16 protein-coding genes are annotated in these 14976 nt (G+C 46.9%); 14 read left to right on the plus strand and 2 right to left on the minus strand.

Going from position 1 to position 14976, the window contains the following annotated elements; all coding sequences use genetic code 11:
* Position 1: 1 nt before the first annotated feature.
* Positions 2–1372 (minus strand): aldehyde dehydrogenase, encoded by a 1371-nt coding sequence (locus tag NZD81_RS13030; protein WP_289860734.1) that lies wholly within the window; start codon positions 1370–1372, stop codon positions 2–4.
* A 166-nt stretch (positions 1373–1538) separates the two neighbouring features.
* Between NZD81_RS13030 and NZD81_RS13035 the strand changes: the two genes are divergently transcribed.
* The 3 genes from NZD81_RS13035 to NZD81_RS13045 all read left to right on the plus strand — a co-directional run bounded on the left by NZD81_RS13035 (position 1539) and on the right by NZD81_RS13045 (position 3631).
* Positions 1539–1856 carry a YwdI family protein gene (locus tag NZD81_RS13035; RefSeq protein ID WP_282373782.1) on the plus strand — a complete coding sequence of 106 codons (318 nt, stop codon included), beginning with the start codon at positions 1539–1541 and terminating at the stop codon, positions 1854–1856.
* Positions 1857–1875: 19 nt separating this feature from the next.
* Positions 1876–3198, plus strand: a complete 1323-nt coding sequence (locus tag NZD81_RS13040) for a purine/pyrimidine permease (RefSeq protein WP_282373781.1) — start codon at positions 1876–1878, stop codon at positions 3196–3198.
* A 61-nt stretch (positions 3199–3259) separates the two neighbouring features.
* Positions 3260–3631 carry a DUF423 domain-containing protein gene (locus tag NZD81_RS13045; RefSeq protein WP_014665823.1) on the plus strand — a complete coding sequence of 124 codons (372 nt, stop codon included), beginning with the start codon at positions 3260–3262 and terminating at the stop codon, positions 3629–3631.
* 43 nt (positions 3632–3674) lie between these two features.
* Here NZD81_RS13045 and gerQ read toward each other — a convergent pair whose 3' ends face one another.
* Positions 3675–4211, minus strand: coding sequence for a spore coat protein GerQ (gerQ, locus tag NZD81_RS13050; RefSeq protein WP_014665822.1), 537 nt, complete (start codon positions 4209–4211; stop codon positions 3675–3677).
* Positions 4212–4530: 319 nt separating this feature from the next.
* On the opposite strand from gerQ, the gene spsA reads away from it, so the two are divergent.
* Genes spsA through NZD81_RS13105 form a run of 11 tightly spaced genes read left to right on the plus strand, consistent with a single transcriptional unit; the run spans position 4531 to position 14673 of the window.
* The gene (gene spsA, locus NZD81_RS13055) at positions 4531–5301 is read left to right on the plus strand and encodes a spore coat dTDP-glycosyltransferase SpsA (RefSeq protein ID WP_282373780.1); all 771 of its coding nucleotides are present in this window, start codon (positions 4531–4533) and stop codon (positions 5299–5301) included.
* 4 nt (positions 5302–5305) lie between these two features.
* Positions 5306–6730, plus strand: coding sequence for a CDP-glycerol glycerophosphotransferase family protein (locus tag NZD81_RS13060; RefSeq protein WP_282373779.1), 1425 nt, complete (start codon positions 5306–5308; stop codon positions 6728–6730).
* A gap of 20 nt (positions 6731–6750) precedes the next feature.
* On the plus strand, positions 6751–7920 hold the full coding sequence (locus tag NZD81_RS13065; RefSeq protein WP_014665817.1) for a DegT/DnrJ/EryC1/StrS family aminotransferase: 1170 nt from the start codon (positions 6751–6753) through the stop codon (positions 7918–7920).
* On the plus strand, positions 7921–8790 hold the full coding sequence (locus NZD81_RS13070; RefSeq protein WP_014665816.1) for a GNAT family N-acetyltransferase: 870 nt from the start codon (positions 7921–7923) through the stop codon (positions 8788–8790).
* A complete protein-coding gene (locus NZD81_RS13075; RefSeq protein ID WP_282373778.1) occupies positions 8790–9911 on the plus strand; it encodes an N-acetylneuraminate synthase family protein in 1122 nt (373 codons plus the stop codon). The genes NZD81_RS13070 and NZD81_RS13075 overlap by 1 nt, the downstream gene beginning before the upstream one ends.
* Positions 9904–10626, plus strand: a complete 723-nt coding sequence (locus tag NZD81_RS13080) for a glycosyltransferase family protein (RefSeq protein ID WP_282373777.1) — start codon at positions 9904–9906, stop codon at positions 10624–10626. Before NZD81_RS13075 ends, NZD81_RS13080 begins: the two co-directional genes overlap by 8 nt.
* A gap of 2 nt (positions 10627–10628) precedes the next feature.
* Positions 10629–11648 carry a PseG/SpsG family protein gene (locus NZD81_RS13085; protein ID WP_014665813.1) on the plus strand — a complete coding sequence of 340 codons (1020 nt, stop codon included), beginning with the start codon at positions 10629–10631 and terminating at the stop codon, positions 11646–11648.
* 24 nt (positions 11649–11672) lie between these two features.
* Positions 11673–12413 (plus strand): sugar phosphate nucleotidyltransferase, encoded by a 741-nt coding sequence (locus NZD81_RS13090; RefSeq protein WP_014665812.1) that lies wholly within the window; start codon positions 11673–11675, stop codon positions 12411–12413.
* Positions 12413–13360 carry a dTDP-glucose 4,6-dehydratase gene (gene rfbB / locus NZD81_RS13095; RefSeq protein WP_040081490.1) on the plus strand — a complete coding sequence of 316 codons (948 nt, stop codon included), beginning with the start codon at positions 12413–12415 and terminating at the stop codon, positions 13358–13360. Before NZD81_RS13090 ends, rfbB begins: the two co-directional genes overlap by 1 nt.
* Positions 13361–13373: 13 nt before the next feature.
* A complete protein-coding gene (rfbD, locus tag NZD81_RS13100) occupies positions 13374–14225 on the plus strand; it encodes a dTDP-4-dehydrorhamnose reductase (RefSeq protein WP_282373776.1) in 852 nt (283 codons plus the stop codon).
* Positions 14218–14673 carry a dTDP-4-dehydrorhamnose 3,5-epimerase family protein gene (locus NZD81_RS13105; RefSeq protein ID WP_014665810.1) on the plus strand — a complete coding sequence of 152 codons (456 nt, stop codon included), beginning with the start codon at positions 14218–14220 and terminating at the stop codon, positions 14671–14673. Before rfbD ends, NZD81_RS13105 begins: the two co-directional genes overlap by 8 nt.
* The last annotated feature ends 303 nt before the right edge of the window (positions 14674–14976 follow it).

Raw genomic sequence — 14976 nt, forward strand, 5'->3', positions numbered from 1 at the left:
TTTATTTGAGTATTTTTCGAATCATTCGCAGCCAGTTTTTGGAGGAAGGATAACGAAATGCGAAGTCGAAGCGGTTCGTTTGTTTGACGATGCTTTTTTTGTGCGTAAACGTGTTAAAGCTGTCAAATCCGTGATAGCTGCCGATGCCGCTTTCCCCGACGCCGCCGAATGGCAAATACGGTGTCGCGACGTGCATTAACGTATCATTGACACAGCCGCCGCCAAACGACAGATTCTCTAAAACAGCGCGCTCAGTTTCTTTGTTTGTGGTGAAGAGATACAGGGCGAGCGGCTTTGGGCGCGATTGGACTTTCTCAATGACTTCCCCGATATCACGGTATGTAAAGAGCGGAAGAATCGGCCCGAAAATCTCCTCCTGCATCACTGGAGAGTCATCCTTCACTTGTTCGAGAATGGTCGGCGCAATTTTGTGATGATCAGGATCAGATTGTCCGCCTGTGAGCGGGATGCCATCATTCAGAAAGCTGAGCAGCCGCTGATAGTGCCGTTCACTGACGATTTTCCCGTACTGCGGATTTCGTTCAGGCTGAGGGCCGTAAAATTCTCTGATTGCATGCTTCATTTCTTCCGCCAGCTTCGTTTTGATGTCCTCGTGGACAAATAAATAATCCGGTGCGATGCAGGTTTGTCCCGCATTTGTAAATTTCCCGAAGACGATGCGTTTTGCGGCAAGCCGTATGTCAGCATCCTTATGGACGATGCAGGGGCTTTTTCCGCCGAGCTCCAAGGTTACGGGAATTAATTGTTTGGCGGCGGCCTCCATGACGACTTTTCCCACGGCTACGCTGCCTGTAAAGAAAATGTAGTCAAAGGGCTGCTGTAATAATGCCGTGCTGACGTCGGGCCCGCCTTCTGCCATAGCGACATAATCGGTCGGAAAAACGCTGCTGATGAGTTTCGAAAGTGCAGCGGAAACAGCCGGCGTATATTCTGACGGTTTGAGAACGACCGTGTTCCCCGCCGCAATGGCTCCAATCAACGGGGAAAGCGCCAGCTGCAAGGGATAGTTCCAAGGCGCAATTACCAAAACGGTTCCATACGGCTCAGGGATGATGATGCTCTTGGAGCCTAGATGAGTCAGTGGCGTTTTGACTCGTTTCGGCTTGGACCATTTTTTCAGCCGTTTCATGACAAAGCTGATTTCCTCCAAGATGATTCCGATTTCTGTTGAGTACGCTTCTTGCTCAGATTTGTGGAGATCCTGGTAGAGAGCGGCTATGAGATCGGCCTCATGAGTTTTGACGGCTTGTTTCAGCTTCTGCAAAATGTTCAGTCTCGTTTCAAGCGGTCTCGTATGTCCCGCTGCAAAATAGGTTTTGTGCTTGCTGACGATAGAGGGGATGCTGTTCATTCCGTCTCTCCTTTTTGTAAGGCATGGTGATTTATTATGTGAAAAATTTCTTCTGCTTGTCAATTGCGCAGGGTTTGTCAGAAAAAATAACAAACTCATTTCTGCGTTCGCGGCAGGAATTTGATAAAATGCAGGAAGATAACATTTATTTTTTGGAGGGTGCTTCATGAACATTCATATATCTGCTTTGATTCAAAAGATGGAAGAAGAGCTGAAAAAAGCAAAAACGGCTGAACGAGATGAGGAGCTGAAGCGTTATGTAGCGGTTGTCCGTTCTCTGTGTGATGTCGTGCTTGATCAGCCGGAGACCGCGAGCGCGCCCCGCATACAGCCGAGCGTTACGCCAAGTCCTGCCCCGCCGCCATCGACAGACCTTCTGATGATGGAAAAAATGATGGGGAGCGCGGGATTAAACAAATATCGAAAGCAAGAAAAAGAGAAGCAGGAAGAGGACGGAAACGGAGAGTCTTTATTTGATTTTTAAAGAGAGAGGTTGAGCTTACGTGAAATTGGTTCTTGGCGCGCTGCAATGGACAGCGTTTATCATTGCTGCGGCGATTGTTGTTCCGGTGGCGGTTGCCCAGTCGTTTCATCTGGATCACTCGGATTCTGCGAGATTGATTCAAAGCACTTTTTTTGTACTGGGAATTGCTGCCGTCATTCAGTGTTTGAAAGGCCACAGACTGCCGATCAATGAAAGCCCCGCCGGTTTGTGGTGGGGAGTGTATACGATCTACGCAGGGCTGACGGGAACTGTGTTTGCGACATATGGAGACACACTGCGGGGGTTGCAGGGAGCTCTTCTTGTAAGCGCTGTATGTTTCTTTTTGTTAAGTGTTTTCAAGGTCATTGACAGACTTGCAAAATTGTTTACTCCGGTTGTAACGGGCGTCTATTTATTGCTTCTTGTCATGCAGCTGAGTCAGCCCATTATAAAAGGAATTCTCGGAATCGGTTATCGACAGGACGGGGTGGACGGTCTTGTATTTGGTCTGGCGCTTGTTGTGATCGCTGCCGCCTTTATAATGACAAATTCGAACATCATGTTTTTTAAGCAATATTCTATTTTATTAGCTTTGTTTGGCGGATGGGTGCTGTTTGCGGCTGCCGGGGCGGCAAAGCCGATTGAAATGCCGGACCGGCTGTTTCAGCTGCCCTCCCTGTTTCCTTTTGGGACTCCGTTATTTAACAGCGGCCTGATCATTACTTCTATATTTATTACAATCTTGCTGATCGTGAATATGCTGGCGAGCATGAAGGTCGTGGACATCGCCGTGAAAAAATTCAGCAAACAGCCTGATGGAAAGCATCATGAACGCCATGCCGGTTTTGCCGCTTCATTCAGCCATTTGCTTAGCGGTTTGACGGGAGCGATAGCACCGGTTCCGATTTCGGGAGCGGCAGGTTTTATTGAAACAACCAAAATGCCTTCTAAAAAACCGTTTATGCTCGGCAGTATTCTGGTTATCGTGATCAGCGTGATCCCGTTTTTTATGAATACGTTTGCGAGCCTGCCGTCACCCGTGGGATTTGCGGTGAATTTTGTTGTTTTCTCCGCAATGGGCGGTCTGGCCTTTGCCGAATTTGATTCATATGAGAAAGAAGAATTAAAAAGGGTGCGGTCTGTCATCGGCATCTCGCTGCTGACAGGGGTCGGTATCATGTTTGTTCCTGAAACTGCGTTAAAAGGATTGCATCCGGTATTTATTTCTCTGTTAAGCAACGGGCTCGTATTAGGGACGCTTGCTGCAATAGGGGCTGACCAGTTCCAGCTTTGGCGCAGGAGAAAATCCGACAATCTCGTGTCAACGGAGAACAAACATTGAATTTTGGTGCAGGTGCGATAAGATAAATGATATGAGTTTAACGAAAAGGCGGGAGAGATAGATGAAAGTTTTTATCATATTAGGGGCCATTAACGCCCTGCTTGCTGTGGGGCTTGGAGCATTTGGCGCTCACGGATTAGAAGGGAAAATACCTGATAAATATCTTCAGGTTTGGCACACAGGCGTGCAGTATCATATGTATCACGCTCTGGGGCTTTTCGTTGTCGCGTTTCTGGCTGATAAATTATCCGGCATAGGCAGTGTCACGACAGCCGGATGGCTGATGTTTGCGGGAATCGTGCTGTTCTCCGGAAGCCTGTATATTCTAAGTGTGACGCAAATCTCCATTCTTGGCGCGATCACTCCGCTCGGCGGTGTGGCGTTTATTATTTCTTGGATTATGGTTGTTGTCGCAGCTGTCAAATATCTCTAAACAAAAAAGCCAATCCTCATCATATGAGTGATTGGCTTTTTTCTTATCTTGGCGAATAGGACGCCATGGAATATGGATACGTATAAGCAATTTCTTCATCAAACGTAATGTAATCGAGATAGATTGTCAGGAGCAGATAGCGTGTTCCTGATTTCGGGTCGCTGATAATAATGTGATCCCGGCCCGCTGCTTCGATGACGCCGCGAAAGATCTTCGAGCCCCATTCCTTGCTGTTTTCAAATGTCATATAAATGGTGGCCGTTTTTCCCCGATTCAGTCGCAAAATATTTTCGATGTAAGATTCCTCAACAGGCAGCATGCCGGGAACGCTTTGGCCTGGTGCTGATGGTGTAGGCCCCGAAGGAATTTGAAACCCGCCGCCCTGCTGCTGGCCCGGGAATCCAAATCCCTGCTGTCCTTGCTGTCCCTGCTGCATTGGCATCATTGGCTGCATCCCCATCGTCTGCATTTGTGACCCTTGGCCTTGCTGCGGGTAAGGGTTGGCGCCAAACTGAGGCTGATACCCCTGCATATTATCAAATCCCTGCATTTGCTGGTATTGATTTTTTTTCGGTTTCATATCGTTCCTCCTTTTTATGAAAGCCATTCAAAACATGTTCTGGATGTATAGGTGAACGCTCCGCGATGACTCACCTCCGATGGAAAACGATCTTAGTCGCTGGTGCGATTTTTATCTCTTTCACCTTATGAGGCTGATGCTTGAAATATGCTGAAAAAGAACAGCGGACGGATCAGATTTCACTCTGGGCAGCCGCTGTTTTTCATAGACATACACAAACTTTTCGCATATTGGTTTGTATCCCTAGCGCAACTTGAGCGTAAGCAACATAAGATAACGATAGTTTCAGGTGTGAAGTTCCAAGAAGGAGGTGTAGGATTTGCCGAAAGTATCAGTCATTATGACGAGCTATAACAAAAGCGATTATGTGGCAAAGTCCATTTCTAGCATACTCTCACAAACGTTTTCCGATTTTGAATTGTTTATTATGGATGACAACTCCAATGAAGAGACGCTGAATGTAATCCGTCCTTTTTTGAATGATAACCGAGTGCGTTTTTATCAAAGCGATGTATCTGGAGTAAAGGAAAGAACAGAAAAAACAAGGTACGCGGCACTGATCAATCAGGCAATTGAGATGGCGGAAGGTGAATATATCACCTATGCGACGGATGACAACATCTATATGCCGGACCGGCTCCTGAAAATGGTGCAAGAGCTCGATGCCCATCCTGAAAAGGCTGTGATTTACTCAGCCTCCAAAACCTATCATTTAAACGAGCATCGCGACATTGTAAAAGAAACGGTCAGGCCTGCCGCTCAAGTGACATGGAACGCGCCGTGCGCCATCGATCATTGCTCGGTGATGCACAGATATTCGGTGCTTGAGAAGGTGAAGGAGAAGTTTGGCTCCTATTGGGATGAAAGCCCGGCGTTTTACCGTATAGGAGATGCCCGGTTCTTTTGGAGAGTCAATCATTTTTATCCGTTTTACCCGCTGGATGAGGAGCTGGACCTGAATTATATTACCGACCAATCGATTCACTTTCAGCTGTTTGAATCAGAAAAAAACGAATTTGTCAGGAACCTGCCTTCGCAGCGAAATTGCCGAGAGCTGCGTGAATCATTAAAAAAGCTTGGAATGGGGTGAGAGCTTGTCGGCCTATTTAAGCAATTATTGGGTGCTGTACCGGAAGTATGTCGAGCTTTTTGACAAACTTCGCTACAAAGGGATTCCGCTTGGGCTTATCAGTAATTTTTATCAATACATCAGCCCTGAGCTGAGGGTGATGATGGAAGAAGAACCGGAGTTATTCGGACCGGTGGATCAGCATATTGATGAGGGGCAGATTCAGCCGTTTTTTGAAGAAAGAATCCAAAACATCGTTAAAACAAATGACGAACCTGTTAAAGGAAAAGTCATTTTGCACTTTGATTACCTGCGTTTTTCAAACGAAAATTACTATCAATTTGATCCTGAAAAAACCGCTGTTCTGGCCAGATGGAGTTTGCCGCATTATTGTGATCTGCCTGTGATTAGCAAGCGGGAGATTGCGGAATCATGCCAAAAAGGCGATTCGAAGCCTTATCTCGAAACAGCCTGTTCGATTCTCGCCCCTTATGATGACCATCCGGCATTTGGTGATCAAGCGTTTCGTGACCGGCTTTTCAAAGACATTCCTTTATTTATAGAGGCCATTGATACAGTTGATGCGCTGTTTGAACAGGAAAAAATTTCAGCAGTTATTGTCGGCACGGCAGAAGATATTTACAGCAGGGTGCTCGCTCTCATGTGTCAAAGGAAAGGGACCGTCAGCATTTGTCTTCAGCATGGCGCGTTGATGGGAGATGAAGCCTTCATTCCTGTTTTTACAACCTATCAAGCAGTTTTCGGTGCGTATGAAGCAGAGTGGTTCTTACGAAAAGGCTGTAAACCCGAGCAGATTCTAGTAACGGGACATCCCCGCTTCGATCAGATTTTTAACAGAACACCAATGGATATGTCCATATTCTATCGAAAACTTGCTTTTCACCCGTCTAAAAAAATTGTGCTCATTGCCACTCAGCCCTTTTCAGAAGATTTTTATTCCGGTGTGCTGGAAGGGCTTTCTGATCAGAAGCAGCTGCAAATCATCATCAAACCCCACCCGTGGGAAATTGGGAAAAACAAGCTTGATCTGTATCACGAGGCAGCGAAAAAACATCAAGCATGCAGAGTCATCAAAAAGGAGCTCGACCTTTATGACTTGCTGCCGTATGCTGATGCCGCAGTGACGCAAACCTCAACAGTCGGTCTCGAAGCCATGCTGTTTCAAAAGCCTGTTCTGATCGGCAAATCATCCGGAAATCGTTCGTATCCGTACTATGAATCTCTTGGCGATTTTATGTTTGACCAGCCGGATGAACTGGCACACACCTTGGTTGAGGTTCTTCGAAGCCCTGACGTGCATCAAAAAGCGGAAGAGGCGCGTCTGGCATTCATAGCGGCTAATTATCCGGTGGCAGAATCAACAAACGCTTTATTTACGGAACTGAAAGCCAAAACAGGGGTTGATTATAGGCGGGAAGATACTGAATAAAATGATAGGAGCGCAAAGAAATGGTGCAAAAGAGAAATCATTTTCTCCCTTACTCATTGCCGTTAATCGGTAAGGAAGAAATTCAGGAGGTTACTGAAACGCTTGAATCGGGGTGGCTCTCCAAAGGCCCGAAGGTTCAGCAGTTTGAAAAAGAGTTTGCCGCATTTGTCGGGGCGAAACACGCCGTGGCGGTGAATTCATGTACCGCAGCTTTATTTTTGGCTTTGAAAGCAAAAGGAATCGGTCCTGGGGACGAGGTCATTACCTCTCCGCTTACGTTCAGCTCGACCGCCAATACGATTATTCATACAGGAGCGACGCCTGTGTTTGCGGACATTGACGAAAACACGCTCAATATTGACCCGGTAAAGCTTGAGGCAGCCGTCACACCGCGAACGAAAGCAGTTGTACCTGTCCACTTTGGCGGGCAGTCCTGCGATATGGATGCGATTTTGGCAATTGCCCAAAAACATGGTTTATTCGTGCTGGAGGATGCGGCGCATGCGGTATATACGACTTATAAGCACAGAATGATCGGTTCGATCGGGGATGCGACGGCATTCAGCTTTTACGCCACCAAAAACCTGGCGACAGGGGAAGGCGGCATGCTCACGACAGATGATGAGGAGCTTGCCGATAAGATTCGGGTGCTAAGCCTTCACGGCATGAGTAAAGCCGCATGGAACCGTTATTCTTCAAATGGCAGCTGGTACTATGAAGTCGAATCGCCCGGCTATAAGATGAATATGTTTGATTTGCAGGCGGCTCTTGGACTTCATCAGCTGAAACGGCTGGATGATATGCAGAAACGGAGAGAAGAGATTGCCGGCCGCTATCAAACCGCTTTTCAGCAGATTCCGGGGCTGATCACACCGTTTGTTCATGATGACGGCAGACACGCCTGGCATTTATATGTTCTGCAAGTTGATGAAAAAAAGGCTGGGGTTACGCGAAGCGAAATGATTACGGCTTTAAAGGATGAATACAATATCGGCACGAGCGTTCATTTTATTCCAGTACACATTCATCCGTATTATCAAAAACAATTTGGATTTAAGGAATCGGACTTCCCGAATGCCATGAATTACTATAAACGAACCCTTTCCCTCCCGCTTTATCCGTCAATGTCTGACGACGATGTACATGATGTCATTGAAGCTGTGCGGGATATCGTAAAAGGGGCTGGTTAAGTGTATACGGTAAAAGAACATGTCTCCAAAGAGGCGATTGAGGAATTTCTCCAAAGCAGACAGCTTACATTGGATGTTCCGTATCAATTTTCCCTCGGCCTTTTTGAAAACAGCAGGCTCCAAGGCGTATTGCTTTACGAAGATTCTTTGTGGGAAAGCAAGGTGCTTCAGAAGAAAGTCATGAATGTCAAACTTCTTGCGGCGAACAGCACCGGGCAGCTGAAGAGGCTGTTTGAAGCTTTTTATTCTGTACGCCAAATGGATGAAACGGATTTTATCTTTGTCCGTGTTCCGGCTGAAGATATCGGAGCCGCGCATGTGATACAGCAACAGCCGTCCTCTTACTTTGTCGGCAGTTTGCTGAAGCTGGCGATGCCTCCGTCTTTTTATGACAAAACCCCGCCATTTTTTGAACTGGGTCCGCCTGAGCCCGGAGACACAGAAGCGATATGTGAGCTGGCCCGAGACTCGTTTACAAAAAGCAGATATTTTCAGGACCCTCATCTCAGCCGCGATGCAGCAAACAACATTTTTCAGGAGTGGACACGAAACAATCTGAATGGAAGGGCGGCGGTTAATATTGTCGCTAAACACAATGGCGAGGTCATCGGCTATCTTCAGGGCTTATCAAGGGATGATGAGTGCATTCTCGATTTGATGGCTGTAAAGCCGGGATTTGAAGGAAAACGTATTGCCTTTCATTTATTGGCGAATCTCATAGAACAACCGGAGACCCAGAAGCATAGAACGGTAACAGCGGGGACGCAGCTTCACAATGTAAGGGCGATCCGCCTTTATGAACGAATGGGCTTCACCGCTGAACAATCGTATTACTATTATCATATTTGGCCGGGCAAGGAGGCGAAATAATGGCAAAGTTTCAGATTGCAAATAAAACTGTAGGCCATGACGCTCCTGTATTTATTATCGCCGAGGCGGGGATTAATCATGACGGGAAGCTTGATCAGGCTTTTGCGCTGATAGATGCCGCGGCGGAAGCGGGAGCGGATGCCGTGAAATTTCAAATGTTCCAGGCTGATAGGATGTATCAGAAAGATCCTGGTTTGTACAAAACGGCAGCGGGCAAGGACGTCTCTATTTTTTCTTTGGTTCAATCTATGGAAATGCCCGCTGAGTGGATTTCACCGTTATTGGATTACTGCCGCGAAAAGCAGGTAATCTTTTTAAGCACGGTATGTGACGAAGGGTCAGCCGACCTGCTTCAGTCCACCTCGCCGAGCGCTTTTAAAATCGCATCCTATGAAATTAACCATCTCCCGCTGCTCAAATATGTTGCCAGGCTGAACAGGCCGATGATTTTCTCTACAGCCGGAGCTGAAATCTCTGACGTTCAAGAAGCTTGGAGCACCATCAGGGCAGAGGGAAACAATCAAATTGCCATAATGCATTGTGTGGCGAAATACCCTGCACCGCCGGAGTATAGCAACCTTAGCGTCATTCCGATGCTTGTCGCCGCTTTTCCTGAGGCGGTGATCGGCTTCTCGGATCATAGCGAGCATCCGACAGAAGCGCCATGTGCCGCGGTTAGGCTTGGAGCAAGACTGATAGAAAAGCATTTTACGATCGATAAAAATCTGCCGGGTGCCGACCACTCGTTTGCATTAAATCCAGATGAATTGAAAGAAATGGTCGATGGCATCAGGAAAACGGAGGCTGAGCTGGAACAGGGGATCAAAAAGCCGATCTCTGAAAAACTGCTTGGCAGTTCATACAAAACAACAACCGCCATCGAAGGTGAAATCAGAAATTTTGCATACAGAGGCATTTTTACAACAGCTCCGATTCAAAAAGGTGAGGTCTTTAGTGAAGACAATATCGCAGTGCTTCGGCCCGGACAAAAGCCGCAGGGACTGCACCCGAGATATTTCGAACTGCTGACCGGCGGTGTTCGGGCTGTAAGAGACATCCCGGCCGACACAGGCATTGCCTGGGATGACATTTTAATGAAGGACAGCCCGTTTCATGAATGACATTCTCTTTATCATTCAAGCGAGAATGGGTTCAACAAGGCTGCCGGGAAAAGTGCTTCGGCCGCTTGGATCGGATCGTTTACTTGATATTCTCGTTCATCGCGTCCGGAAAAGCGCGTTTTACCAAAAGGATCGGGATAATCTTGTCATTGCCACGTCTGACAAAGAAACCGACGACATATTAGAGGCGCATTGCATCAAACATGGCTATCGCGTTTTCCGCGGGAGCGAAGAACGTGTTCTCGATAGGTTTGTCAAGGTCATAGAGGCTGTCAAACCGTCAGTTATCATCCGGTTAACGGGTGATAATCCGTTTGTTGATCCAGAGCTGCTCGATGTAATGATTAAGGCGCATTTTGATCAAGGCGCGGATTATACGTATCTCCTGAATGCCCCATTAGGGATTTGCGGCGAAGTGGTCAACGCCAACCTGTTAATTGACATCAGCCGTATTCAGGCTTTGGAGGATCAATATCAGGAGCATGTCACGTTATATGTGAGAGATCACCCAGCCCTTTATCGTGTTCAATTTTTAGAGGCGCCGGAACGGTTTCGGGCCCCTCAATACCGGTTGACCATTGATACAAAAGAAGACTATGAATTAATAAAGGCCCTCTATCAAAAAGCAGGCGAGCGCCCCGATGTATCAGCCTCTGAGCTCATCAGCATTCTGAACCGAAACTCTGATGCGGCGATCGAACGAGAGGATGACTAGCCATGCGTGTTGGGATCGTTGCAGACGGTGGCTATGAAAAGGGAATGGGCCATGTTGTCCGGATGAAGAGACTTGCGGAAGAACTCAAACAGAGCTGCTTGATTACGTTTTACACGAATCAGGAGTCTGAAGCGTTTCTTCATGAAGAGCATTGGCGTGTCATCGTAAAACCGGACCTGCAGCAGCACGAATTTATTCTCCGGGAAATAAAAAGCAAGAAGTTTGATTTGCTTTTATTTGATATTCTAGGTGCGCCTGCAGAGCTGTTAAAGAAAATAAAGACGGAAACAGATGTGAAAATTGTTCTTTTTGAAGAGAAAAATGGTAAATCGATTCAATATAGTGACGCGGTCATTAACGGCATTTACGGTGACATCAGGAGCAGGGTGTACGTTCAGGGAAACACACGCGTCTATGAAGGCCCGGACTATCTTATTCTTCACCCCGCCTTTCAGGCCGCAAGAGAGAATTACACACTTAAGAAAGACTGCCGCACTATCCTTGTTGCATTAGGAGGAAGTGATCCGAAGCAGCTTATTTTTAAAGTGCTGGCTGCCGCTGATCAAGTCCCCGCCATAAAAGACAAAAACATGATGTTTGTGATGGGGAGCGCTTCACCGCATCAAGAGGCAGTCCGAAGGCAGATCGAAAAGAAGCCGCAGTACAAGGTGATCGAACAGACAAATGATATGGCGGGTTTGATGAAACAAGCGGACGCAGCCATTGTCGCCGGCGGCATCTCACTGTATGAAGCCATTTGCATCGGCGTGCCGTGCCTTGTTCTCTCTCAGGTTGAACATCAAACGACAACAGCCAAAACATTTGCCGAGCAAGGTGCCGCTCTTAATCTTGGCTTGGGTGAGCTTGTACCGGGTGAAACACTCATTTATCAGATGTCGCGCATTGTGAGCAGCTATCCTCTTCGCCTTTCTTTGCACAAAGGAGGAAGGCCGTTCGTGGATGGAAAAGGCATCAAGCGGGTAACAGCTATTCTTCAAGAATTACATGAACAAAAGGTATAAAAATGCATGTAAGGAAGTGTTAATGTGAAAGGTGTTATTTTAGCCGGAGGAAACGGCTCACGCCTTATGCCCTTAACGAAAGCCGTCAACAAGCATTTGCTTCCTGTAGGCCCGTATCCGATGATATACTGGTCGATTATGAAGCTGGAGGAAGCCGGAATAACAGACATTTTACTCATCAGCCAAAAAGAGCATATGCCGCAATTTTATAAACTGCTTGGAAACGGGGAAGAGCTTGGCGTTACAATCACTTATCAGGTACAGCCTGCAGCATCGGGCATTTCGGATGGGCTGTCTTATGCAAAGCGCTTTACGAAAAAAGAGCCTTTCATTTTGTTATTAGGTGATAATATATTTGAAGATTCATTAAAGCCTTATACAGAACGCTTTGAACAGCAGGGGAAAGGGGCAAAGGTGCTGCTGAAAGAAGTGGATGACCCGGAACGCTTCGGAATCGCTCAGATTGATGAAGAAAACACACGGATTCGTTCCATCATCGAGAAGCCCAAACAGCCGCCGACCAACCTTTGCGTTACCGGCATTTATATGTATGATGCGGAGGTATTTTCGTATATTGAACAAATATCACCATCAAAGCGAGGCGAGCTGGAAATCACCGATGTAAATAATCTATACATCGAAAACAGCCAGCTTACGTATGATGTGTTATCAGGCTGGTGGGTAGATGCCGGAACTCACGAATCGCTTTATCTCGCTTCCCAGCTTGTACACAAGGCTTTACAGAAAGGACAGGACGAAAAGTGATGGCAAAATCATATTTAATTACGGGCGGGGCCGGCTTCATCGGGCTCACGTTTACAAAGCTCATGCTGAGGGAAACGGATGCGCGCATTACCGTTTTAGATAAACTGACGTACGCCAGCCACCCGGAAGAAATGGAAACATTAAAGCAAAACAGCCGCTTTCGCTTTATAAAAGGGGACATCAGCGTTCAGGAGGATATCGACCGCGCGTTTGACGAGACCTATGACGGGGTTATTCACTTCGCTGCAGAATCGCATGTGGACAGAAGCATTTCCCAAGCAGAGCCGTTTATCACCACAAATGTCATGGGGACTTACCGATTGGCGGAAGCGGTTTTGCAAGGCAAAGCCAAGAAGCTGATTCATATTTCAACGGATGAGGTGTACGGAGATTTAGAAGCGGATGATCCAGCATTTACAGAAACGACGCCGCTTTCTCCTAATAATCCTTACTCAGCCAGCAAAGCAAGCTCTGATTTGCTCGTATTGTCTTATGTGAAAACCCACAAGCTTCCGGCGATCATTACACGATGCAGCAACAATTACGGCCCTTATCAGCACAGCGAAAAAATGATTCCGACGATTATCCGTCATGCGAAGCAAGGCCTGCCGGTTCCGCTGTATGGAGATGGACTTCAGATTAGAGATTGGCTGTTTGCGGAGGATCATTGCCGCGCCATCAAGCTGATTTTAGAAAAAGGAACCGTAGGCGAGGTGTATAACATCGGCGGCGGAAATGAACGCACGAATAAAGAGCTTGCGAGCATCATCATGAAGCACCTGGGCTGTGAGGAATTGTTCGCCCACGTGGAAGACCGAAAAGGGCATGACCGGCGCTATGCAATCAATGCATCAAAACTGAAAAACGAACTTGGCTGGCGGCAGGAAGTGCCGTTTGAAGAAGGCATTGCGCGTACGATTCAGTGGTATACAGACAATGACCGATAAGAAGGTGATCTGATTGACAAAGGTATTGGTGACTGGGGCGGGAGGACAGCTTGGACTGGAACTGTGCCGCCAGCTGAAGCAAGCCGGATACGAGGTCATTGCGTTAACAAAGAAGATGATGAACATTGCTGACCAGCGCTCAGTACGGCATTCGTTTGGCCATTATCAGCCGGATATTGTGGTCAATACCGCCGCTTTTACGTCGGTTGATCAATGTGAGAAAGAGCTTGATAAAGCGTACTTGATCAACGGAATCGGCGCTTATTATACTGCGCTAGAGGCAACCCGCATCGGCGCTCAATATGTTCATATCAGCACGGACTATGTATTCGATGGGAAAGGAAACCAGCCTTACAAGGAAAACGATCCCCTTGATCCAAGCACCATCTATGGCAAAAGCAAAAAGCTCGGAGAAGAACTGATTCGTTTGGCAACAAAAGACAGCACGATCATCAGAACATCATGGGTGTACGGACATGGCGGCAGCAATTTCGTTCATACCATGCTGAAGCTTGCTGAAACGAAACAAGAGCTGCGGGTTGTCAGCGATCAAATAGGTTCGCCGACTTATACGAAGGATTTAGCAGAAGCGGTCATCAAGCTGTTCAGCCATCCGCCGGGCATCTATCATGTCAGCAATTCAGGCATATGCAGCTGGTATGAGTTTGCGAAGGCGATTATGGAAGAAAGCGGGCTGGCCACAGTCATTTTGCCTGTCACAACAGAGGAATATGGGAACCAAACGCCCCGCCCGGCATACTCTGTGCTGAGCCATCGGGCTATTGAAGAAGCCGGCATCCGCCCCCGCCACTGGCGGGAAGCGTTACGGGAGTATTTGCAGGAAAGGAGCAGTGTGCATGATTGATGGAGTCAAGGTGAAAAAATTGACGAAGCATAGCGATGACAGAGGCTTTTTTGCTGAGCTGGTCCGGGATGATGAGAATCTTCTTGAGCATTTCGGGCAGGCCTCTTGGTCGAAAAGCTATCCGGGTGTGATTAAGGCATTTCATTATCATGAGAAGCAGGATGATCTCTGGTTCTTCCCAACCGGTCACGCTCAGGTTGTCCTCTACGATCTTCGAGACGACTCAAAGACAAAAGGAGAAACGGACGTCTATTATATGGGCGAAGACAACCCGATGCTGTTATTAATCCCAAAAGGGGTGGCCCACGGATACAGAGTGCTGGGAGAAACGCCGCTGACAATTATCTATTTTACCACCATGTCATATAATCCGGATCAGCCTGATGAAAAAAGAATTCCGTGGAATGATGAGACGATCGGTTTTAACTGGAACACTGAATTCAGATAAAAATAGGAACGTGATCAATCGAAGAGCAGAGGCATCTTCGACTTTTTTTGTCCTTTTTTAAAATAGGTGAAAAGATAGAAATAGGAAGGTAGAAGTTACTAGAAAAAGAGTGAGAAATCCTCCATTTGAACCTTGTATAAACAGGAAGGAATTCACAAGTGATTCCAAGTGTTAATATTCCTGAAAAAGCATTTACTTCCATAGAAAATGATGATAGATTAATTTTTAAGAAAAAGAACTGGTAATTCGCGAATTGCAAAAAAACGCTTTTTCTGCAGAGGACGCTCTGGCCAATTTCAACAG

The sequence above is a fragment of the Bacillus sp. B.PNR1 genome, from assembly GCF_030386235.1.
GTDB lineage: Bacteria > Bacillota > Bacilli > Bacillales > Bacillaceae > Bacillus > Bacillus stercoris.

Excerpts from the sequence above, each read along its gene's own strand:
- NZD81_RS13030 (WP_289860734.1), bottom strand. The coding sequence starts at position 1,372 with ATGAACAGCATCCCCTCTATCGTCAGCAAGCACAAAACCTATTTTGCA.
- NZD81_RS13035 (WP_282373782.1), top strand. The coding sequence starts at position 1,539 with ATGAACATTCATATATCTGCTTTGATTCAAAAGATGGAAGAAGAGCTG.
- NZD81_RS13045 (WP_014665823.1), top strand. The coding sequence starts at position 3,260 with ATGAAAGTTTTTATCATATTAGGGGCCATTAACGCCCTGCTTGCTGTG.
- gerQ (WP_014665822.1), bottom strand. The coding sequence starts at position 4,211 with ATGAAACCGAAAAAAAATCAATACCAGCAAATGCAGGGATTTGATAAT.
- NZD81_RS13065 (WP_014665817.1), top strand. The coding sequence starts at position 6,751 with ATGGTGCAAAAGAGAAATCATTTTCTCCCTTACTCATTGCCGTTAATC.
- NZD81_RS13075 (WP_282373778.1), top strand. The coding sequence starts at position 8,790 with ATGGCAAAGTTTCAGATTGCAAATAAAACTGTAGGCCATGACGCTCCT.
- NZD81_RS13080 (WP_282373777.1), top strand. The coding sequence starts at position 9,904 with ATGAATGACATTCTCTTTATCATTCAAGCGAGAATGGGTTCAACAAGG.
- NZD81_RS13085 (WP_014665813.1), top strand. The coding sequence starts at position 10,629 with ATGCGTGTTGGGATCGTTGCAGACGGTGGCTATGAAAAGGGAATGGGC.
- rfbB (WP_040081490.1), top strand. The coding sequence starts at position 12,413 with ATGGCAAAATCATATTTAATTACGGGCGGGGCCGGCTTCATCGGGCTC.
- NZD81_RS13105 (WP_014665810.1), top strand. The coding sequence starts at position 14,218 with ATGATTGATGGAGTCAAGGTGAAAAAATTGACGAAGCATAGCGATGAC.